We start from the raw sequence: 23,224 nt of genomic DNA on the forward strand, positions 1-23,224 counted from the left end.
TAGCTCCTTTTGTAGGGGCTTAGTTTTTTGTACCCAATTTAAGAATACTTTTGCCTTATCAATTTTGACATATCCCCAAAAACAGCAATCACAAACAGGTGTATGCTGTATATGTGTATGTCCGCAACTTATAATCCCCAGTGGTAAAAGTATTTTACTGCTGGGGATTTTTATGCCCTTTGGGGCTGTAAAGGGAGGACAATCACATGAAAATAATCAATATTGGAATTCTTGCCCATGTAGACGCTGGAAAGACGACCTTGACGGAGAGCCTGCTATATGCCAGCGGAGCCATTTCAGAACCGGGGAGCGTCGAAAAAGGGACAACGAGGACGGACACCATGTTTTTGGAGCGGCAGCGTGGGATTACCATTCAAGCGGCAGTCACTTCCTTCCAGTGGCACAGATGTAAAGTTAACATTGTGGATACGCCCGGCCACATGGATTTTTTGGCGGAGGTGTACCGCTCTTTGGCTGTTTTAGATGGGGCCATCTTGGTGATCTCCGCTAAAGATGGCGTGCAGGCCCAGACCCGTATTCTGTTCCATGCCCTGCGGAAAATGAACATTCCCACCGTTATCTTTATCAACAAGATCGACCAGGCTGGCGTTGATTTGCAGAGCGTGGTTCAGTCTGTTCGGGATAAGCTCTCCGCCGATATTATCATCAAGCAGACGGTGTCGCTGTCCCCGGAAATAGTCCTGGAGGAAAATACCGACATAGAAGCATGGGATGCGGTCATCGAAAATAACGATGAATTATTGGAAAAGTATATCGCAGGAGAACCAATCAGCCGGGAAAAACTTGCGCGGGAGGAACAGCAGCGGGTTCAAGACGCCTCCCTGTTCCCAGTCTATCATGGCAGCGCCAAAAATGGCCTTGGCATTCAACCGTTGATGGATGCGGTGACAGGGCTGTTCCAACCGATTGGGGAACAGGGGGGCGCCGCCCTATGCGGCAGCGTTTTCAAGGTTGAGTACACCGATTGCGGCCAGCGGCGTGTCTATCTACGGTTATACAGCGGAACGCTGCGCCTGCGGGATACGGTGGCCCTGGCCGGGAGAGAAAAGCTGAAAATCACAGAGATGCGTATTCCATCCAAAGGGGAAATTGTTCGGACAGACACCGCTTATCAGGGTGAAATTGTTATCCTTCCCAGCGACAGCGTGAGGTTAAACGATGTATTAGGGGACCAAACCCGGCTCCCTCGTAAAAGGTGGCGCGAGGACCCCCTCCCCATGCTGCGGACGACGATTGCGCCGAAAACGGCAGCGCAAAGAGAACGGCTGCTGGACGCTCTTACGCAACTTGCGGATACTGACCCGCTTTTGCGTTGCGAAGTGGATTCCATCACCCATGAGATCATTCTTTCTTTTTTGGGCCGGGTGCAGTTGGAGGTTGTTTCCGCTTTGCTGTCGGAAAAATACAAGCTTGAAACAGTGGTAAAGGAACCCTCCGTCATTTATATGGAGCGGCCGCTCAAAGCAGCCAGCCACACCATCCATATCGAGGTGCCGCCCAACCCGTTTTGGGCATCCATAGGACTGTCTGTTACACCACTCTCGCTTGGCTCCGGTGTACAATACGAGAGCCGGGTTTCGCTGGGATACTTGAACCAGAGTTTTCAAAACGCTGTCAGGGATGGTATCCGTTACGGGCTGGAGCAGGGCTTGTTCGGCTGGAACGTAACGGACTGTAAGATTTGCTTTGAATACGGGCTTTATTACAGTCCGGTCAGCACGCCGGCGGACTTCCGCTCATTGGCCCCGATTGTATTGGAACAGGCATTGAAGGAATCGGGGACGCAGCTGCTGGAACCTTATCTCTCCTTCATCCTCTATGCGCCCCAGGAATACCTTTCCAGGGCTTATCATGATGCACCGAAATACTGTGCCACCATCGAAACGGCCCAGGTAAAAAAGGATGAAGTTGTCTTTACTGGCGAGATTCCCGCCCGCTGTATACAGGCATACCGTACTGATCTGGCCTTTTACACCAACGGGCGGAGCGTATGCCTTACAGAGCTGAAAGGATATCAGGCCGCTGTCGGTCAGCCGGTCATCCAGCCCCGCCGTCCAAACAGCCGCCTGGACAAGGTGCGCCATATGTTTCAGAAGGTAATGTAAAGATACATAATCGTCAAGACGGCAACAATCAGAAGTTATGGAGGGTAACAATGGAATATAGTAAGGAAGATTTAATGGAAGCAAAAAAGCAAATTTGGGGAGTGGGAGAGAACATGGGAACAGAGGAAAGTAAAAAAATCTGGGAGGAGAACGCACAATTTTGGGATAATGCAATGGGTGACGAATCTAATGAATTTCACAGAGAGGTAGTGCGTCCCAAAGTAACGGAACTTCTATCTCCTAATCCTGCGGATTACATTTTGGATATTGCGTGTGGCAATGGAAATTATTCTTCGTATCTTGCACAAAGAGGCGCTTCGGTTGTCGCTTTTGATTACAGCAAAAAAATGATAGAATTGGCTAAAAGACGGCAATCACAATATGCAAAACAAATTGAATTTTGTGTGGCGGATGCGACCGATAGAAAAAGTATATTAGAATTAAAAAGAAATCGAGCCTTTACGAAAGCAGTTTCTAATATGGCAATTATGGATATTACGGATATTGAACCACTTCTTATGGCTGTTTATGAACTGTTGCAGGAAAGCGGAATTTTTGTCTTTGCAACGCAACACCCTTGTTTTGTCACGTTGACTGAAAAATATATGACACCGCACAGTTACTATGATATAGCGATTGAAGGGCAACCGAAAGAGCAGATTTATTATCATCGTTCCATACAAGATATTTTTAACCTTTGTTTTAGAGCTGGATTTGTCATTGATGGATTTTATGAAGAATGTTTTAAAACCAACAAAGAAATTCCTATGGTAATGATAGTAAGGCTTAAGAAGGTAAAACGTGATAGCTTAAAATAAATTCAAGTTTGTCGGGTAAATAGCAAACCCAGCCGAGCCAGTCAACGGTCAAGATGAACGGCGCATATGCGCAGCCGTTGACAGCCCCGCCCGCCTTTGCTGGTAGGCAATCAAGGGGCGACAGCAAGAAGTGCCACCGCCCCGCACTATTATTCAGAAAGGGGAATTTCCATGACCGACCAGATAGCCTATCAAGAATATATCCAGCGCAGGTACAACGCCTTTTGCAAGACTGTTATCCGCTGTGCCGCCTTGGACAAGATTTTGAAGCTTAAACGGCAATGGGAACGGCAAGTTTCCCTTGACTATCTGATGAACGAGAAGTTTGTCCAGTTTGCCGCGTCGGAGCCGGACGAGGAATACCCATTTACCGTCTGCGGTCAGACCGTCCTGCTCTGCAACGCCGCCCTTGCCGACGCGATCTCTGTTTTGCCGGAGCAGACGCGGGAAGAAATCCTGCGCTATTACTTTCTGCGCCAGCCGCAGCGCGTGATCGGCGCGTGTATTGGCCGGTCACGCAGCACAGCGGGGCGGCATATCCAGCTTGCCTTGCAGCGGCTACGCGAAGAAATGGGGGTGAGCCGGTATGAGTAGACTTCTCCCCTATGAAACAATCCTCAAAGCCCGTGAGGGCGACCCAGAAGCCGTGAACGCTGTCCTGCTCCACTACGCCGGATATATCCGCTATTTCTCAAAAGTGAACGGGCAGGTCAACGCCGAGGTGGAGGACTATGTAAAGCAGCGGTTAATTGACTGTCAATTCAAGTTCCGGCTTGACGAACCACCGGACAAGTCATAAAAACTGAATACCAGCCGCCACCGACGCGGCCAGCGAAAGCAGTAAGTCTTGAAAAAGATTTACTGCTTTTTTTGTTGTCCGGCTCCGCTCCCGGCCATTTTGCCCCCTGCCGGTTGTAGTAGTAAGCGAGGAGGGAATTTTTCTGCCCTGGTGTTTGGCATTTGGAGCATTTACCCGTAGTAGAGGGCAAAGAGAAAGGATTTCTCCAACACCGGGTAGAAACCACTGCGTCCGGTGTCATTTTAGCGAAAGCGGGCAGGAATGCCCTTTACAGGATTAGTAGTAGCAGAAAAAGAGAAACAAACTTTTGTGGTTGCAGTTTTCCAAAAAAGTGGCGGACGGAAGTGAGAGAAAGTTTGCAGTCACGGAGAGCAAGTTTCTACCACGGTGCCAAAATCCGCAATTCTGCAGTTTTGCCCCTCGCGGGAAACTTGTTGGGGAGTGCCTTCCCCAAACCCTGCTCATGCGCCCTTACGGGCGAGAAAGGAGGTCACACCATGCGAAAGAAATACAACACGCCCCACCGCAGCCGCGTTGTGAAAACCCGGCTGTCCGAAGATGAGTATGCCGACTTCACAGCGCGGCTTGCGCCCTATGGTATCAGCCAGTCCGAATTTCTCCGGCAGGCGATACGGCGGGCGACCATACGCCCGGTTGTCCATGTGTCGTCGGTCAATGACGAGTTGCTTTCCGCTGTCGGGAAGCTGACAGCCGAGTACGGCAGGATCGGCGGCAACCTCAATCAGATTGCCCGGTATCTGAACGAATACGGCGTACCCTACAACACCCTTTCCGGCGAGGTACGCGCCGCCATATCCGACCTTGCCGTCCTCAAGTATGAAGTCCTCAAGAAAGTAGGTGACGCGGTTGGCAACACTCAAGCATATCAACTCTAAAAACGCCGACTACGGAGCCGCCGAGCAATATCTTCTCTTTGAGCATGACGAGTTTACCATGAAGCCCGTCCTTGATGAAACCGGCAGGCTTATCCCCCGCGAGGACTACCGGCTGTCCACGCTGAACTGCGACGGGGAGGATTTTGCCGTTGCGTGTATGCGGGCCAATCTCCGCTATCAGAAAAACCAGCGGCGGGAAGATGTGAAAAGCCACCACTACATCATCAGCTTTGACCCGCGGGACGGGCCGGACAACGGCCTGACCGTAGACCGGGCGCAGGCGTTGGGGGAACAATTCTGTAAAGAGCATTTTCCCGGCCACCAGGCCCTTGTCTGCACCCACCCGGACGGGCATAACCACAGCGGCAACATTCATGTGCATATCGTCATAAACAGCCTGCGGATTGAGGAAGTGCCGTTCCTGCCCTACATGGACAGGCCGGCCGATACGAAAGTCGGCTGCAAGCACCGATGTACCGACGCTGCCCTGCGCTACTTCAAATCCGAAGTCATGGAGATGTGCCACCGGGAGGGGCTTTATCAAATCGACCTCTTGAACGGCAGCAAGAACCGCGTCACCGACCGGGAGTATTGGGCGCAGAAAAAGGGACAGGCCGCGCTGGACAAGCAGAACGCCCCCATGATTGCCGATAGTATCACGCCCCGGCAGACCAAGTTTGAAACGAACAAGGAGAAGCTGCGGCAGACCCTACGGAAAGCCCTTGCCACCGCCGCCAGCTTTGACGAGTTTTCCTCTCTGTTGCTGCAGGAGGGTGTGACCGTCAAGGAGAGCCGGGGGCGGCTTTCCTACCTCACGCCGGACAGGACAAAGCCAATTACCGCCCGGAAGCTGGGCGACGATTTTGACCGCGCCGCTGTCTTTGCCGTTTTAGAGCAAAACGCCGCCAGAGCAGCCGAAGCGCCAGCCAGATCCCCCGATCCCCCACGCACCATAAAAGACCGCTTGCAGGTTGCCAGAGCCGAGATAGCCGCCCCGAAACAGGACGGAGTGCAGCGGCTTGTGGACATTGAGCAGAAAATGGCCGAGGGCAAAGGCCGGGGCTATGAACGCTGGGCGAAGATACACAATCTGAAGCAGGCCGCCAAAACGCTGTCCGTCTACCAGCAATACGGCTTTACTTCCCCGGAGCAGTTAGAAGCCGCCGTTGACACCGCCTATCAGAAAATGCGCCAGACCAGCGGCGAACTGAAAGCACTGGAAACGAAGCTGCAAGGGAAAAAGAAGTTGCAGCGGCAGGTGTTGGCCTACGCCCAGACCAAGGCCGCCCGCGACGGGCTGCGGGCACAGAAATCCGAGAAAGCCCGCGCCGCATACCGGCAGGCCCATGAGAGCGATTTTATCATAGCCGACGCAGCAGCCCGGTATTTCAAGGCGCATGGCATTACCAAGCTGCCCGCCCGGAAAGCGTTGCAGGCCGAGATCGAGCAGCTTATCTCCGAGAAAGACGGCCTGTATAACACCTATCACGAACAGAAACAGCGGTTCAAGGAGTTGCAGACCGTCAAGCGGAACATCGACCAGATTTTGCGCCGGGACGAGCCGCACCGCAGAAAGGAGCAGAGCCATGAGCGATAACCTGCCCCACATGGACTACCGCCAGCACCGGCGGGCGCGGCGGCTGGTACATGAGTGCTGTAACTACGATGAGGGGAACTGCCTGCTATTGGACGACGGGGAGCCTTGCGTGTGCGTCCAGAGCATTTCCTTTTCCCTCATGTGCCACTGGTTCCGTGTGGCTGTCCTGCCCCTTGACGGGGAGCTGGCCGCAGCCCTCTTGTGCCGGGGAAGCCGGAAACGGTGTGCCGTCTGCGGGGCGGCCTTTGTCCCCAAATCCAACCGGGGAAAATACTGCCCCGACTGCGCCGGGCGCATGAAGAAAATCAAAGCCGCCGAGAGAAAGCGGAAACAAAGGCAGAGATGTCACGCTTTAGAGCCTTTCAAACCCGCATAAATCAAGGCTTTTTTCGTGGGTGTCAAAGGGTACGCGATACATTTATCCTTTTCCCCCGGAAACGGCGTTTTAATGCGTGACAATACGCCAAAATCAACCCGAACACAGGGAGGTGATCCTATCGCTGATTATATCAGGGCAGACACGCGGCTGCCCGCCTATCTGCCGTATCCCCGTTTCCTGCTGAAAATGGAGATTTCACAGACCGCCAAGCTGCTGTATTCGCTGCTGTTAGACCGTTCCACCCTCTCCCAGAAAAACAAGTGGCTGGACGACGAGGGCAGGATTTATATTATCTATCCCATCGCGGAGATAGCAGAAATACTGGATAAAGGCAGCACCACCATCAAGGGGGCGCTTAATGAACTGGACACGGCGGGGCTGTTGGAACGGGAACGGGGCGGCTTCTCCGCACCGAACCGGCTTTATGTCAAAGTACCGCCAGTGCCACAGGTACAGTTTTCAGACCAACTGATGGCCGGAAGTCCGCCCCTCATAGAGCCGGAAAACCGTCCTACTGATGGTCAGAAAACCGACCTTATGATGGTCGGAAAACCGTCCCCTAACCAAACTACTATAAACAACCTTACAGAGAGCCAAACAAAGGGAGTGAGTGGGGGGCCGTCCGCGCCCTATGGCCGATATGGAAATATTTTTCTGTCACAGACCGAATACGACGAGTTGCAGGCAGAGTACCCTGACAGGCTGGAACGGTTCATCGAGGAAATGAGCCGCTACCTTGCCGCCAACGGGAAAAGCTACCAGAACTATGCCGCCGCCCTGCGGATATGGGCGGGGAACGACAAAAAGGAAGCCCCTAAAAAGGGCATACCAGACTACTCATGCAAGGAGGGCGAGAGTTTATGAAGAATGAAATCAACGCGGTTTTGGAGAATATGACGACCACCATCCCGGAGCCGGAGGACTACACCGGCGAGGACGGTTTACTGTACTGCGGCAAGTGCCGCAAGCCGAAAGAAGCCTATTTTGCGCCGGATAAGGCCGCTATCTTCGGGCGCGACCGCCACCCGGCAGAGTGCGACTGCCAGAGAACCGCCCGCGAGGAACGGGAAGCCGCCGAAAAGCGGCGCAGACACCTTGACACCGTGGAAGAACTGAAACGCCGGGGCTTTACCGACCCCACCATGCGGGACTGGACTTTCGAGAACGACAACGGCAGGAACCCGCAGACCGGGCTTGCCCGCCGGTATGTGGAGCATTGGGAAGATATGCGGACAGACAATATCGGCTGCCTGTTCTGGGGCGGCGTAGGCACCGGCAAAAGCTACCTTGCAGGCTGTATCGCAAACGCCCTCATGGAGAAAGAAATCCCCGTCCGCATGACGAACTTTGCTCTTATCCTCAATGACCTTGCCGCCAGCTTTGAGGGGCGCAACGAGTACATTTCCCGCCTTTGTCGTTATCCGCTGCTGATCCTTGACGACTTCGGCATGGAACGCGGGACGGAATACGGGCTGGAACAGGTGTTCAATGTGATTGACAGCCGTTACCGCAGCGGCAAGCCGCTGATCGTCACGACCAACCTTACGCTGGACGACCTGCACAACCCGGAGGACACCGCCCATTCCCGGATTTATGACCGCCTGCTTTCCATGTGCGTCCCGGTACGCTTTACCGGCGACAACTTCCGGCAGGAAACCGCCAAGCGGAAAATGGAGAGCATGAAGAAACTGATTACCGACTGAAAGGAGTATTGCCTATGGCAGATAACAAGCAGCACGACACCCGCACCACCCGCCGCCCTGACTGTGTGACGGAAATCCGCATGGGCAATTCCGTCCTTGTCGTGTCCGGCTATTTCAAGAAAGACACCACAACCACAGCCGCCGACAAAATGGCGCGGGTACTGGAAGCGGAAGCCGCTGCTACACAGGAGCCGACTTATCCGGCGTGAACCGGGGCATGGAAAAGCGGCCATGCCAGGGAGCATGACCGCTGGAACGAAAATCGGAAGTGCTTTAGCAATTCTTAATCTCATTCTCTATAAAATAATTTGCAATTTCAAAGGCTTTTATTCTTCTCTTTGCCAATGTGATTTGTGATTTATAACGCTCGGAATTATCCTTTGATTCAAATGTTTTTACTGTTTCTCTTAGCTTGTGCAGAGTTGAATCAATTTGCCTTTTGGCCGCGGTTAATTCATCTATTGTATACTTCATGTTTTCTCCTTTAACTTCTGATTTTTTTGTTAAATCAGAGTATACCACGGAGTTATGAACTTTTCTACTGCAAATATGGGACGACAACCCATACCATAAAAATCGGAAAATTGAAAAGCTGTAAAGAAGCAAATTTAACGCTTTTGCCGCTGTACAGCCCCCGCCGTTCCGTGGTACAATGAAACCACGGAATAGTGGGGCTGGCTGTCGGAAACGGAGGATTTTATGTTAAGACAAGCCACCCAAAACCTCATTACCGCCCTTTATCCGAGATTGTCCCACGAGGATGAATTGCAAGGCGAGAGTAATTCCATATCGAACCAAAAAAGGATACTCGAAACCTACGCAAAACAGAACGGCTTTACCAATCTGCGCTGGTACACCGACGACGGTTTTTCCGGCGCGAACTTCCAGCGGCCCGGATTTCAAGCCATGCTTGCGGACATTGAAGCCGGGAAAGTGGGTACGGTCATCGTCAAGGACATGAGCCGGTTAGGGCGAAACTACTTGCAGGTAGGGTTTTACACGGAAATGCTGTTCCCTCAAAAGGGTGTGCGTTTTATCGCTGTCAACGATAATGTGGACAGTGCCAGCGAGGGCATGGACAACGATTTTACCCCGCTGCGAAATCTGTTCAATGAATGGCTGGTGAGAGATACGAGCAAGAAAATCAAGGCAGTGAAAAAGTCAAAAGGCATGAGCGGCAAGCCTGTTACCAGCAAGCCGGTTTACGGCTATGTGATGGACGAGGACGAGAATTTTATTATAGACGAGGAAGCCGCCCCGGTGGTGCAGCAGATTTACCAGCTTTGCCTTGCCGGGAACGGCCCGACCAAGATTGCCCGTATGCTGACGGAGCAGCAAATCCCCACGCCGGGGACGCTGGAATATCAGCGGACAGGCAGCACCCGCCGTTATCACCCAGGCTATGAGTGCAAATGGGCGACCAACACCGTCGTTCATATCCTCGAAAACCGAGAGTACACCGGATGTCTGGTGAACTTCAAAACGGAAAAGCCTTCTTATAAGGTCAAGCACAGCATAGAGAACCCCGTCGAGAAGCAGGCCATTTTCGAGAACCACCATGAGCCGATCATCGACAAGGAAACATGGGAACGGGTGCAGGAGTTACGCAAACAGCGCAAACGCCCGAACCGCTACGATGAAGTGGGGCTGTTCTCCGGGATTTTGTTCTGCGCCGACTGCGGCCATGTGCTGTATCAGCAGCGGTATCAGAACAAAGACCGCAAACAGGACTGCTACATCTGCGGCAGCTACAAGAAGCGCACCCGCAACTGTACGGCGCACTTTATCCGCACCGATCTGTTGACCGCTGGTGTCCTGGCAAATCTCCGGCAAGTGACCGAATACGCAGCCAAGCATGAGAGCCGGTTTGTGAAACTACTTGTCCAGCAGAACGAGATCGGCGGCAAGCGAAAGACCGCCGCAGCCATCAAGCAGCTTGAACAGGCGCAGGAACGCATTTCTGAAATCAGCCGCATTATCAAGCGGCTGTATGAGGACAATGTAAACGGCAAAATCAGCGATGAGCGTTTCATGGAACTGTCGGCTGACTACGAAGCCGAGCAAGCGGAGCTGAAAAAGAGAGCCGCCGCCCTGCAAGCCGAACTGGACAAGTCACAGGCAGCTACCGTCAACGCCGAGAAATTTATGGGCATTGTCCGCAAGCACCTTGCCTTTGAAGAACTGACCCCCACTCTCTTGCGGGAAATGATCGAGAAAATTGTGGTGCATGAGTGCAGCTATGATGAGAACGGCACCCGCAGGCAGGACATTGAGATTTATTACAGCTTTGTCGGCAAGATTGACTTGCCCGAATAACCGCCCGACCTATCCGACACAATGGCCAAGTGTCGGATAGGAACGGCAAAATTTTTTGCACTTCTATTGCTTCTTTATCACACATAAGCAAAGTCCCAGGGCATGAAGCAGCTCATGGCTGGCGCTGGCGTCGCCGTGGTCGGCATGGTCCTCGTACCCCTGCTCTCCAGCCTGTTCACCGTCTGATCGCTCACGCCGTTAAGCTGTCATAAGAAATCCTTGCCGCCCCTGCCCCCACGCGGGGGCGGCTGAAAGGAGGTTGACACCGTATGGATTTCTTACTGGATGCCCTTACCAACTGGCTCAAGGAAATGCTGGTGGGCGGCATCATGGGAAACTTATCGGGGATGTTCGATAGCGTAAACCAGCAGGTTGCAGACATTGCGACACAGGTGGGTCAGACCCCTCAGGGCTGGAACGGTGATATTTTCAATATGATTCAGAGCCTCTCCAACTCCATCATGGTGCCGATTGCTGGCGTGATCTTGGCCATCGTGATGACGCTGGAGCTGATTCAGATGATTACCGACCGAAACAACCTGCATGATGTGGACACCTGGATGATCTTCAAATGGGTGTTCAAATCTGCCGCCGCCATTTTGATCGTCACAAACACATGGAATATCGTCATGGGTGTATTCGACATGGCGCAAAGTGTGGTAGCGCAGGCGGCAGGTATCATCGGTTCTGACGCTTCCATCGACATCTCCTCTGTTATGGGCGATATGGAGACCCGGCTGATGGAAATGGATTTAGGTCCGTTGATTGGCTTATGGGTGCAGTCGCTCTTTATTGGCATTACCATGTGGGCGCTTTACATTTGTATCTTTATCGTGATCTATGGCCGTATGATTGAGATTTACCTTGTGACTTCGGTGGCCCCTATTCCTATGGCTACCATGATGAGCAAGGAATCGGGCGGCATGGGCCAGAATTATCTACGCTCCCTCCTTGCTCTGGGCTTCCAGGCATTTCTCATCATCGTCTGCGTGGCGATTTATGCCGTGCTGGTACAGAAATCATCATGGCTATCTGGAGCTGTGTGGGCTATACGGTCCTGTTGTGCTTTACGCTCTTTAAGACCGGAAGCCTTGCAAAAGCTGTGTTTAACGCACACTAACCAGAAAGGAGGAAATCCCATTGGCTTATGTACCCGTACCCAAGGATCTTACGAAAGTCAAAACCAAGGTCGCGTTCAATTTAACCAAGAGGCAGCTGGTCTGCTTCAGCGGCGGGGCGCTCATCGGCGTACCGCTTTTCTTCCTGCTTCGGGGGCCTGCGGGAAACAGCGTGGCAGCCATGTGTATGATGCTGGTCATGCTGCCCTTCTTCATGCTGGCGATGTATGAAAAACACGGCCAGCCCTTGGAAAAGATCGTGGGGAATATTATCCGTGTCACGGTGATCCGCCCCAAGCAGCGCCCGTACCGCACCAATAACTTCTATGCCGTGTTGCAGCGGCAGGCAAATCTTGACGAGGAGGTGTACGACATTGTTTACGGCAATCAAAAGCTGGCTGCACCGGCTGTTCGGAAAAACCGAGGAAAAAGCTGTGCAGCCGGTCAGGACAAAGAAAAAGCTGTCCCGCGCCGACAGAAAGCAGATTGAGGCTGCCATTGCCCGTGCCAACCGCACAGACAAAAAGGAGAAATCGGCTCAGGACAGTATTCCCTATGAACGAATGTGGCCGGATGGTATCTGCCGGGTATCAGACGGTCACTACACAAAGACCATCCAATTCCAGGACATCAACTATCAGCTCTCACAGAACGAGGACAAAACAGCGATCTTCGAGGGCTGGTGTGATTTCCTCAACTACTTCGACAGCTCGATCAAATTTGAGCTGTCTTTTTTGAATCTTGCAGCATCCAAAGAGACTTTTGCCCGTGCCATTTCCATTCCTCTCCAGGGGGATGACTTTGACAGTATCCGGGTTGAGTACATGACCATGCTGCAAAACCAGCTGGCAAAGGGCAACAACGGCCTTATCAAAACCAAGTATCTCACCTTCGGCATTGACGCGGACAGCATCAAATCGGCCAAACCCCGTTTGGAGCGTATTGAGACCGACATTCTCAATAACTTCAAGCGTCTGGGCGTGTCTGCCGAGACTCTGGATGGTAAGGCAAGACTTGCCCAGCTCCATGGAATCTTCCACATGGATGAGCAGCTGCCGTTCCGCTTCGATTGGGATTGGCTCCCGTCCAGCGGCCTGTCCACCAAGGACTTCATCGCGCCGTCTGGGTTTGAGTTCCGCACTGGCAAGCAGTTCCGTATGGGTAAAAAATACGGGGCTGTTTCTTTTTTGCAGATTCTCGCGCCGGAGCTGAATGACCGGATGCTGGCCGATTTTCTGGATATGGAATCCAACTTGATTGTCAGCCTGCATATCCAGTCCGTGGACCAGATCAAGGCCATCAAGACGGTCAAGCGCAAGATCACTGACCTGGACAAATCCAAAATCGAGGAACAGAAAAAAGCCGTCCGTGCCGGATACGATATGGACATCATTCCCTCCGACCTTGCCACCTAAGGTCATGTGCGTCTCCCCCTTCTAGGCCGGAAACGGTTCAAGGCCTGCTCAGTTACCATGATAGCGGCAAGCACACAGAAACACAAGGGCAGGATTATAAAGTTTTTATAAAATCCGAACCTTCTGGACAAGCAGAAGAAATCCGGCTGCACAACAAGTGCAGCCGGATTTCTCCTTTGGTCTTTGACGTTGTCTATTTGATTATTTCGCCACGTTCTTGCAAAAACGAGTCAGGATCTCAGCTACTTCCGCACGGGTAGCTGTTCCGGTGGGATCCAGCGTATTGCCGCCCTTGCCTTTGAGCAGGCCGGAACCGCAGGCCCACTGCATGGCGGGAATGGCATACTCGCCGATCTCATCAAAATCAGCATAGGACAAAATGTTGGTGTCCTCACCCACAGAGACATCGTAGCCTTTGTACTGAGCATAGCGGTACAGGATGGTTGCCATCTGCTCACGGGTGATGTTGTCCTCAGGGGCAAAGGTGCTGTTGCCATAACCCTTTACAATACCGATGTCCGCGGCCCAGTTTACCGCTTCGGTGTACCACATGCCTGCTTTCACGTCCTGGAAGACATCGGAAGAGTTCTCCGGACTTCCCTCCAACCGCCACAGGATGGTGGCGATCATGCCGCGGTTCAGATTCAGGTGGGGTGCAAACAGCCGGCTGCTCACGCCGTTCATCATGTCGTGGTAGTAGACGTACTCCACAGAGTCGTGGAACCAGTCGTCCGCATCCACGTCGTCAAACAGATCCTCCACCGGCGTCCGGGCAGCAAACCGGGCAGTGACCTTCACAGAGGCATCGGGCATCTTAAACTCGTACTTGCCGTCGCCCTTGTCGTCCAGCTTCACATCGTCGCCGTCCGCATCGGTAACGGTAAGGGTCTCCAGGATGTATCCCTCTTCGGGTGTGACGGTGAGTGTGACGGTTTTTCCTGCGGCCGCAGATTTCTTATCGGCAGTTACGGTACCATTTTCAGACTTCTCCACGATGATATCATGGCTGCTGACGGTTCCGCCGCCGCCACCGCCGCCTCCTCCGCCGCCGCCACCGGAGGACTGGGCCTCAAACTCGGCCTTGACGGCCACGGCCTGCTCGTCGCCTGTTACGGTGTAGGTGCCGCCGTTGGAGAAGTTGGTGCCATTGACGGTAAGGCTCTTCAGTTTGTAGTCGCTTGCCGGGGTGGCAGTGATGATCAGCTGGTCTCCCGCCTGGAGGCTGGTGTTGGCAGGCAGATCCACGCCGTTGCGCTTCACGGTGACAGTACCGTTCGCGCCGCAGTCGATGGTCAGCGGGATACCGGCTACCGCGGTCACATTCAGGCCGATTTCGCCCTGCACGTTCCGGATGGTTACAGTCCAGCTGCCGTCCGGATTGGCCTTGATCTCCGCGTTCACGTCGGCCACAGTCACCGCGGTAACGGCGTAGGCGTCCGCAGGCTTGACCGTAAAGGTCAGGTCGCCGCCCTTGCGGATCTCGCCGGCCGGGTTGGTGTCGTACGGGGCGCGGGTCACATTCTCCACGGTGTAGCCGGTGCCGTTGCCGGGAGTGGCAAAGCCCGCATAGGCTTCAAACTCCACGGTGATGACGGTGTTCTCGGCCAGGTAGTCCAGCGTCAGGGTTCTGGACAGGGGATGCATGGTGAGACCCAAAGCCTCCAGATTGTCCCCGGTGACCGTCTCGCCATTTACCGTCCAGGCCTTGACCATCTGACCAGGTTCGGGAGCAGCGGTAATGACGACAGTGCTGCCGCCCACCAGCTGGACTTTGGTACCGGCAGTGATGTTGGTCTCGCCGGACACACCGGATGCGGTGCCGCCGGTGCCGGTAACGGAGTACTGGATGGTGTAGTAGGTGGCCACAGCAAAGTCCGCGCCGACAGTGATGTCATCGGTCACGGTGAGGGTGATGGTGCTGCCGGTCTGGCCGGCGGCATCGTCTGTCCAGCCGTCGAACATCCAGTTGGCATCGGCGGTGGCGGTAAAGGTCACCTCCGTGCCGTCAGGCACCGTATCGCCGGAGGCAATGGGCTTGCCGTTGGCGGCGGCAGTGATGGTGCCGTGCTGAGGTTCAGTGATGGTAATGGTGCGCTGGGGAATGGCCTCCAGAACCGCCTGAATGGTGAGCGTCTGATCCAGAGCCTTCACAGTAGCGGTGGCCTTGTCGGCGCTAACCACTGCATCGGCAGGCAGGTCGCTCCAGCTGGCTACCCGGTAGCCCTCAACCGGCTTCACAGTAAAGATAACTTCCGCGCCGCCGGAGAGCAGATCGCCAGAGGCAAAGCTGCTGCCGTTGGCGGTGGCAGTGATGGTACCCATCGTCTCGTCACTGACGCTGTAACTTACCGCAAGATCCGGCGTGGCAGTGAAGCGGGTCTCCACGGTCACGTCCGCAACCACATCGCTGAGGGTGTAGGTCAGGTCGGTGGCGCTTTCGTCCTTGACGCCGTCAACGTACCAGCCGTCGAAGTTGAAGCCGGTGTTGGCCTGGGCGGTGAAAGCAACAGCGGTACCGAAGTCCACATAACCGCCGCTGGTCAGGGCTGCACCGGCAGCGCCATCCACAGTGCCGCTGGCGCTGATGATGCCGTTGGCTGCGGAGAAGGTCACGACGGGTTTCTTCGCAAAGGTGACCGTGAAGTTTGTGTTTTCAAAGATCTTGTAGGTGGAGCTTTGCTCCCCGTTGGCTTTGGCAGTATTGGTGTATATGGTCTGGTCTGCCGCCTGGATGCTCTCCACCACATAGCCCGCCTCCGGCGTGGCAGTGATGGTAAGCTCCTCATCATAGCGAATGGTGCCGGTGATGTCAGCGGTGCCGCCGGCGCCCGGGGTCACCTGAGCACTCAGTTCCTCGCCCCACAGCTCTGCCACCACAGTGGCGTTTCCGGTGGGCGCCAGGGTGAAAGTGGTGTCGGTGATGGGGTTGCCATCGCCGTCCATCTGCACGGTTCCGTTCACCGTCCACTGCTTCACTTCGTAATGCTCGCCAGGTACCACAGTGAAGGTCACGGGCAGCACGGTGGCGCCGCCGCTGGTGAAGGGCTCCGTTCCGCCACCATCCGTGGGCGTGGTGGCGGTCAGGCTGCCGTTGCCGGGCTGATCGAAGAACACCTGGGGCGCTCCCGCCTCAAACTGGACGGTGACAGTCTTGGCTGCATCCGGCGTCAGCGTCAGAGTGGCCACGGTGTAGGTCTGGCCGTTGGTGGTATAGACCTGACCGTCCACAGTCCACTCCTTCACCCGGTAGCCGGTGTCGGCGTCAGCGGTGAAAGTGACGGTTCCGCCCTCATAGACGCTGGTACTGCCGGAAACGGCAGCGCTTACGTCCTCGTCAGTGGCATAAGCATCCATGCCCTTGCGCTCCACGTCGGCGGCCAGGGTACCGAAGTCGCCGCTGCCGTCGTTGTCGGTATCCACCACGGAGAAGTCGACCCGGTGTTTATTCAGGGCGGCCCAGGCCTGGGGAACCGCTCCGTCGGTGGTCACACTGGCCACGGTGTAGGTCATGGTGTCGGTGGTGCTTCCATCGCCGTCAATGTAAGAGGGATTGATATTGCTGCCGCTCAGCGCTCCTACCACATAGCCCTTGTCGGGCGTGAGGGTGACGGTGATGGCGGTGCCGTAGTCCACATAGTCGCCGTCCTGCACGACGGTGTCAGCCACGCCGTTGACGGTGCCCTTGACCTCCACGGTGCCGCCGGTTTCGTCCACAATGGTGAGCACCGGCTTCTTGGCGATGGTGACGGTGACGGTGGTGTCGGCGTTGAGACTGTTCAAAACCGCTGTTTTGCCGCTGGCCACCACGTTGTCGCTCCACTCTGCCACATAGTAGGCATCATTCAGGGTCAGGGTGAAGTCCACGGAAGTATAGGCGGTCTGGCGATCGCCGTTGTTCAGCTCCACCCCGCTGCTGGAGGCAGTCAGGGCAGCGGCAGCTTCTGCGGGTCCCTGGCTACCGTCCGCCATCTCAACGTTCCAGGACAGCTGGTAGCTCTGAGCGGAGGAGACTTTCACGCGGATGTAGAAGGTCTCACCGGTGAAGTTATGGACGGTGATGCTCTCCTTGCTGCCGGAGCCGGGGATGGCAGTCCAGGTAGCGCCGTCGGTGCTGCTCTGCCACTCGGTGACGCGGGTGTTGTCACTGCCGCCCTGGATCCGGGCGGTAAATACCAGGCTGCCGTTCTGCTGGACGGTGTAGGCGCTGCTTTCAGGCTGGAGTACATTGCCCTCCAGGTCTTTCACTTCCACCGTAGCGGCGGAGGTGACTTGCTCGCTGGCATCCACCGCGTCGCCGATGACTACCTTGGTATCAGCCTTCTGGGCAAAGTTCACGACCACGGTGCAGCCTTCGGAGATGTCCTCCAGGGTCAGCACATCCTCGCGGTAGTTCTCGCCGGTGGGCCAGGTGTAGGTCTTACCGTTTACCGTCCAGTAGTCTACCATGTACCCTTCAGCGGGGACGGCGGTAAAGGTGACATTCGCGCCGTAGGAGACCTGGCTGCCGGAAGTAATGGAATTTCCGGAACCGTCCTGAGCGGTCACGCTGCCGTTTTCACCGGCACTGAAGGTGACCTGATTCTGGCTGTTGGTAAAGGTGACATACACGGTGATGGCGTCACGGTACTTGCTGAGATCCAGCGTCAGCGTTTGGCCGCCGTTTTCAAATTTCTGGATTCCCTCGGTCTGTTCCGCTCCGTTCACATTCCACTTCTCCACCGCGAATCCGTTGGCAGGAATGGCGGTGAACTTCACGTCCTGAGTGGTGGAAACTGCGGTGCCGGTAGAGATGACATACTCGCTGTCCTCAATGCGGGCGCCGGTAATGCTGCCGTTCTCGCCGGCACTGAAGTTGACAGTCACCGTATCGCTTTCCCGATACAGTGTCGCGGAGCGGAGAACCACGTTGTAGCGGGACTGGATGGCTTTGGCCTCCGCACTCAGATCCTGCCCCTCCTGAGTCCAGGACAGGGTCACGGGGAAACTGCCGTACTGATCCGTCTGCATGGCTCCGTCGTCACCGTAGAGGCTGCAGGAAACTTGCACTGCAGCCTGGAGTTCCTTGTCGGACACGGCGGGCTCTTCGCTGACAGTGATGCCGCTCAGGGTCTCGGGCAGGGTTTCCTCATCCCAGGAAGGAGTCAGGGTAAGGTTGGTCTTGCTGATGGTGAGCATGGCCGTGGCAACTACCTTGCCGTTTACCTTTGCGGTAAAGGAATAGCTGCCGGCAGCGGCAGGCGTGTAAGAGCTGCCGGTGATGGCACTGCTGTTGTTTAGGAAGTATTTTGTGCCGCTTACGTCAGTCCACTGGCCCGGCGTACCGGACACGCCAGCTGCGGTACGGCTCTGGAGCGTCAGGTTGAAGGCCTGGCCGCTGCTGTAGTTTGCGTTGGAAACCACTTCTCCGCCGCGCTTCACCAAGAGCTGGTACTCCGTACCGGTCGCCACCTCACGGGCGTAATAATAGCAGGTGGCGGTGCTGGAAAGGGTGGAAACGGTGGAGCGGGCTGTGGCCGTAATCTCATAGAGGCCGGGCGCGTTGGCAGTCCAGACTACGCTGCCGTCGCTGGGGGCAGAGAGGGCCGTCCTGCTGCCGGTGGAGATGTGGGTGATCACATAGTCCACGGTGGTGGTTACCGGGCTGCCGTCTTCCTGAACGGCAGAGGAAATGGTGATCTGGGTACCGGACTTTGCCACGGTCTGATCCGTGGTGCCGGACACGGTCTCCGCTTTTGTCACCACCGTCAGGGCTGCACTGTCGGCATATTTGGCAGACGCATCATAGAGCGCGGTATCGGTTTTGTACCAGAAGATCGCGGACGCCGAAGTGCCCACACCTGTATAAACCTCAAACTTATAGCAGCCGTAGCCGGGCGTGCTGGCATCGCCCTCGTAGATATCGGTACCATTGGCCTGATCCACGACGATGGTCGCACTATTGTTTTTGTAAACTCTGCGGACATCGGCATCATTACCGGGCTGTGCGGCCAGTTCTTTGTAGGAGCCATCCTGTTCCTTGGTATAATACCTTCCGTCATCCTGGTTATACCAGCACTCAGTTGTAGGCTTTCCGTCTTCAAAGAGATAGCTGCGGTAATAGGTAGTAGTAACAGCTTTTGCACCTTCGCCGGTGGTAACGGTCGCGGTTTCCCATGTGGATCGGTCAAAGCCGGCCGGAGCGGGATATGCTGTCTCTGTTCCGCCATTGTTATAGTAATAAGCTGCTGTACCCAGGGTAAGCTGGGTTCCAATGGTGTAGGTGTCCCCCGACTGGGTCGCCTTGCAGTAGGAGGTACCCGCAATGCCCTCTTCCAGAACGCCCACATAGACAAGCGGGTCATCGCTGCTTTCCGGGGTGGCATCATAGGAATAGATGGTGTATTCCTTACCGCCGCTTTCCACCTTCACGGGCACATACTGAGTAACATCGGAAGGCACCTGTGTGGTCTCCTTATAGTCGGGCAGGCCCGTATAGGGATTCGCCTGGGTACCCTGACCGCCGGTTTCTGCGCCAGTCACGGTGATGGTCGTCTCAGTGGCATTGCCCTGGAGACTGAGGGAGGCAATGGGGCTGTAATAGTATTCGGGCGTACCGTCCGACGTGGGCGCGGTGACGATGCAGCGCAGGGACGCGCCGTTTAGGTCATTGTCAATGGACTGCATGTTGAGCGTGGAAGCGTTGGCGCCGGATACTGTGCCGATACCCTCATTGCCGCTGCCGTTGGTCAGATTCACCCAGCGGCTGCTGCTGGACGCGCGCATCTGCCACTGATAGAGGGTGGTACCGCCGGGATTCTGAACTCTGGCAGTGACGGAGGCGCTCTCGCCAGAGGAGGTAACGGGATTTGCAGATAGCGTGATCTTCACATCACCGGCATCGTCTGTGGTGGTGCGGGCCGTCACAGGGGAGCTGTCCACCGAGAGCAGCTCTGCGCCGGAAGCATCATAGCCCACAGCGCGAACCACATAGGTATAAGTAGTACCGGGCTTCAGGCCTGTGATGGTATAGCTGTCCACATTGCCGCCGACAGAGGCCACCTGCACATAAGGCATACTGGACTCATCTAGCACCCGGTAAATGCGGTACTGCTGGGCGGTGCGGTCACCGTGATTCCAGCTGAGGGTCAGGGAGTCGCTGGTCACATCATCCACGGTGAGATCCACCGGGGGCGAAGGAGGCGCGGTAATGTTGGACACCAGATAGCCCAGGACGGGTACGGTGTTGTCATTGATCTCGTGCTGGAAGGCGATGAATTTCCACTGGAAGTCATAGCCCTCCACCTGCTGGCTGGTGACGGCGCCGGATTTGGTGACCGTGCTGCCGTTGACGGTGGTCTGGCTGTGGCTCTCGCTGTAGCCGGCCTGAACGCCGGCCTTGGCGCCGCCGGCCTTGCCCCAGACGCTGACGGACACATCCAGCCCGTACTCAAAGGTCTCCTCGGTCTCCTCACCGGTCTCCAGGCTCTGGGTCACGGTGCCCTGGCCATAGTACTGCACCCAGCCGTTGGGGGAGGTCTGGGCATTGGCTTTGCCGTTGACAACGCCCTCCAGGGCGTCCGTGCTGGAGCGGTAGCTGAAGGGGTTGCCGGGCTCGCCCAGCAGGTCGTCGCTGACGGTATCCAGGCCATACTGGGGGGCGATGGCGTTGTATTCCTCCACAGGAATCATAGAGGTGGCGGGCTGCTCGCTGCGGAAAATGGCGATCTCCTCGCCGTTCTGATCCACATAGCGGTAGCAGGCCACCGGGCAGCGGTAGACCACGATCAGGTTGTCCCCGGCGTCATTGGAATATTCGATGGCCCACTCCGTGCTGGTGCTTTTGGCGGTGGAGGAGGTAAAGCTGGCATCAATGCTGGTCTCCGCGCCGCCGCCGAACAGAAGGCCGTCCACTTCATAGCCCACCGTAATGCCGGCGGAGAAGCCGGTGCTGTCTTCGCTTCCGCTGCCGCTGGAGGTTGCCGTGCCGTAGGTGGTGGCGCTGTTGCCCGTGTCGCCGCCGTTGATCTCGGCAAAGTAGGGCGGCGCCTCCAGAATGGCAAGCACGTCGGGTTCACTGTACTCCCGCTTCACTTCCAGCAGGGTCAGAACCAGGCTGTCGTCGTCTACATCCAGAGCGTTCAAGGTGATGTAGAAGCGATCCCGCTTGCTGAAGCCCGCCTTGCCATTTATGGATTCATTGTAAGAAAGATTGGTGCCGGTTCCGTTGTTGTAAATGCAGACCAGATCAGTCCAGCTGTTGTTATGGCCGGACTGGCGCAGGGTGACGGCGCAGATGATCTGCTCCTTGCCATCCCGGTTACCACTAAAGTTGCCGGCAGTCACCGTCTGGATGCTGGCATTGGTCACCTCTGTTCCATCCATGCTTCTGGGAGCCGTTTCAAAATGCGTAACCGTGGTTCCAGCATCAAATTTATTATCCGTCACTCTGTACACAGTGCCGGAAATAAAGACAGATTCCTCGTAGGACATGCCCCGGTCGGCAAAGGCCTGGACAGCCAGCAGGTTGTTACACTCATCCTTTTCGTAAAAACCGGTCTTTGTGAAGCCGTTGGGCGTCAGCTGCTGCTGGAACCGCACCGTGTAGTTGGCCTTCATATTCTCCCCGGCCTTGCCGGATGCTATGGAGTCCACCCCCACGACCACGGCGCCCAGCCAGTCTGCGTCGGGCACATCGATATCCCAGGCGTTGCTGGTCATTCCGTCCTCATAGCCGGCGGCGATGATCTCAGGGTAATCCACGCTGCTGGAATCAGACTTCATAATATTGCCCACCGTAGAGGAGGCCCAGACCAGACGCTTCGCCTGATCGGCGCCGCCGCCTGATGCAGTGCTCAGATCCAGATGATAGGTCTGGTTCCAGCTCCCGTTTGCATTCATGTCATAGATGAAGAGCTGGGAGCCCAGGTTGCCGGTTTTGCCGGCGTCACCGGGGCTGGCTACGTCGTTCATACCGGCGGTGAGGATCAGCTCGTCATAGCCGTCCCGATCCACGTCCTCTGCCACCATATGTACCATGGGCTGGTTATGAGGATTGTTCTTATCTGCGCTCTGGGGAAGCGTAACCCCCAGCAGGTCAAGCAACCCTTCCGTGAGGGAGTATCCCTTCTGGAATGTCCCGTTATCATTCACCTTATATTGCCAGATGCAGGGATTTTGTTCCAGTGCAGGGATATAAACCAGGATGCTATCGACCCCGTCCCCGTCAAAGTCGCCGGCGACCACGGAGATGGCGCCGCGAATCTGAAAGGTAGCGAGTTTATCTATCTGGTCAATACCGCCGCCGCTGGCCACCAACTTTGTTTCCGTCACCTTGTTTCCGTCTTTATCGGTGACGAAAAGCTCCAGCCGGTTGCCGGCTCCGCCGCCGGTATAGCCCAGGTTCACCACATACTCGTCCTTGCCGCTGCCCTTCAGATCCATGGCGGCAGTCTCCACGAACTTATAGGAGCTCGACCGGTAGGTCATCTTATTATCTCCATCAAAGTTCTGGATTTCCGATCCCACGCTTTTATTAGTCCAGTCGTAGGTCTGGGCGGCGCGGGCACTATTATCCCTGCCCGCGGAGATGAAGACCTCCGCAAATGTCATAACGGAGGTGGTGGAATTCAGGCCGCCGCCGAAGGGAGAGTTATCCACTGCCGCCTGGGCCTGGTCTTCCGTCCACTCCTCCATTTTAATTCCAAAGGCATCGACGTTGGCATCTTCGTCATCGGCCGCCTTTGCAGCGGGAAGCCAGCTGCCCATATTCGGCAGCAGTCCGGTCAGAAGGGCCAGCGTCAAAACCCATGCCAGCAGTCGTTTCGTTCGTTTCATGTACCTTCCTCCTTATGCATCCATTTTCCCTTGTCCGTCTTGTTGTTCGATTTTACTTTATCATAAATATCCAGGGCAGACTATTACCCATTTGCCCCCTCCCAGCGGGTCATACCCACGGGAAAAACTGTACGAATATGTATTCCCGCGGCATAAATCATCCAAGATGGGTGGGGTCTCATATTCTGTTTTTTAAGGGTCGGGAATCAGGGGTTCTGCGCATATCAGACGAAAGGCCGCAGTC

General features: G+C 55.5%; 14 protein-coding genes and 3 pseudogenes. 15 read left to right on the plus strand and 2 right to left on the minus strand.

The features are described from left to right. Window positions 1-206 precede the first annotated feature (206 nt). From tet(W) to B5E56_RS06815, 10 genes are all read left to right on the plus strand, one after another. Window positions 207-2,126, plus strand: a complete 1,920-nt coding sequence (tet(W), locus tag B5E56_RS06760) for a tetracycline resistance ribosomal protection protein Tet(W) (RefSeq protein ID WP_002586627.1) — start codon at window positions 207-209, stop codon at window positions 2,124-2,126. Window positions 2,127-2,176: 50 nt separating this feature from the next. Next, entirely contained in the window at window positions 2,177-2,944 is a 768-nt protein-coding gene (locus B5E56_RS06765) for a class I SAM-dependent methyltransferase (RefSeq protein WP_002586626.1), read from the plus strand. 171 nt (window positions 2,945-3,115) lie between these two features. Next, complete coding sequence (locus B5E56_RS06775) at window positions 3,116-3,538, plus strand: sigma-70 family RNA polymerase sigma factor (protein ID WP_002586616.1); 423 nt, start codon at window positions 3,116-3,118, stop codon at window positions 3,536-3,538. Continuing rightward, window positions 3,531-3,743, plus strand: coding sequence for a helix-turn-helix domain-containing protein (locus B5E56_RS06780; RefSeq protein WP_002586615.1), 213 nt, complete (start codon window positions 3,531-3,533; stop codon window positions 3,741-3,743). The genes B5E56_RS06775 and B5E56_RS06780 overlap by 8 nt, the downstream gene beginning before the upstream one ends. Window positions 3,744-4,240: 497 nt before the next feature. Continuing rightward, a complete protein-coding gene (mobC, locus tag B5E56_RS06790; protein WP_002596229.1) occupies window positions 4,241-4,639 on the plus strand; it encodes a plasmid mobilization protein in 399 nt (132 codons plus the stop codon). After that, a complete protein-coding gene (locus tag B5E56_RS06795) occupies window positions 4,611-6,236 on the plus strand; it encodes a relaxase/mobilization nuclease domain-containing protein (RefSeq protein ID WP_002596230.1) in 1,626 nt (541 codons plus the stop codon). Before mobC ends, B5E56_RS06795 begins: the two co-directional genes overlap by 29 nt. Further along, window positions 6,226-6,612, plus strand: coding sequence for a cysteine-rich VLP domain-containing protein (locus B5E56_RS06800; RefSeq protein WP_002596231.1), 387 nt, complete (start codon window positions 6,226-6,228; stop codon window positions 6,610-6,612). Before B5E56_RS06795 ends, B5E56_RS06800 begins: the two co-directional genes overlap by 11 nt. Before the next feature lie 72 nt (window positions 6,613-6,684). After that, window positions 6,685-7,479: a replication initiator protein A gene (locus B5E56_RS06805; protein ID WP_006356266.1), complete on the plus strand. Its 795-nt coding sequence runs from the start codon at window positions 6,685-6,687 to the stop codon at window positions 7,477-7,479. Further along, window positions 7,476-8,318, plus strand: coding sequence for an ATP-binding protein (locus B5E56_RS06810; RefSeq protein ID WP_002596233.1), 843 nt, complete (start codon window positions 7,476-7,478; stop codon window positions 8,316-8,318). Before B5E56_RS06805 ends, B5E56_RS06810 begins: the two co-directional genes overlap by 4 nt. Before the next feature lie 14 nt (window positions 8,319-8,332). Further along, complete coding sequence (locus B5E56_RS06815) at window positions 8,333-8,527, plus strand: transposon-encoded TnpW family protein (RefSeq protein ID WP_002596234.1); 195 nt, start codon at window positions 8,333-8,335, stop codon at window positions 8,525-8,527. Window positions 8,528-8,591: 64 nt separating this feature from the next. On the opposite strand, the gene B5E56_RS06820 is transcribed toward B5E56_RS06815, so the two are convergent. Then, the gene (locus tag B5E56_RS06820; RefSeq protein WP_002596235.1) at window positions 8,592-8,792 is read right to left on the minus strand and encodes a hypothetical protein; all 201 of its coding nucleotides are present in this window, start codon (window positions 8,790-8,792) and stop codon (window positions 8,592-8,594) included. A 225-nt stretch (window positions 8,793-9,017) separates the two neighbouring features. Here B5E56_RS06820 and B5E56_RS06825 point away from each other — a divergent pair, with 225 nt between their 5' ends. From B5E56_RS06825 to B5E56_RS06845, 5 genes and pseudogenes are all read left to right on the plus strand, one after another. Then, a complete protein-coding gene (locus B5E56_RS06825) occupies window positions 9,018-10,634 on the plus strand; it encodes a recombinase family protein (RefSeq protein ID WP_002596236.1) in 1,617 nt (538 codons plus the stop codon). A gap of 87 nt (window positions 10,635-10,721) precedes the next feature. Next, window positions 10,722-10,820 (plus strand): annotated as a pseudogene (locus tag B5E56_RS14890) (Maff2 family protein); the annotation flags it as partial. 83 nt (window positions 10,821-10,903) lie between these two features. Next, window positions 10,904-11,754 (plus strand): annotated as a pseudogene (locus B5E56_RS06835) (CD0415/CD1112 family protein). A 20-nt stretch (window positions 11,755-11,774) separates the two neighbouring features. Then, window positions 11,775-12,242: a PrgI family protein gene (locus B5E56_RS06840; protein WP_087389157.1), complete on the plus strand. Its 468-nt coding sequence runs from the start codon at window positions 11,775-11,777 to the stop codon at window positions 12,240-12,242. After that, window positions 12,187-13,164, plus strand: a pseudogene (locus B5E56_RS06845) (conjugal transfer protein TraE); the annotation flags it as partial. The gene B5E56_RS06840 and the pseudogene B5E56_RS06845, both read left to right, overlap by 56 nt. A 204-nt stretch (window positions 13,165-13,368) precedes the next feature. On the opposite strand, the gene B5E56_RS06850 reads toward B5E56_RS06845, so the two are convergent. Then, window positions 13,369-22,980 (minus strand): InlB B-repeat-containing protein, encoded by a 9,612-nt coding sequence (locus B5E56_RS06850; protein WP_087389158.1) that lies wholly within the window; start codon window positions 22,978-22,980, stop codon window positions 13,369-13,371. Window positions 22,981-23,224: the final 244 nt, after the last annotated feature.

Source organism: Flavonifractor sp. An112 (assembly GCF_002161085.1).
Classification (GTDB): Bacteria; Bacillota; Clostridia; order Oscillospirales; family Oscillospiraceae; genus Flavonifractor; species Flavonifractor avicola.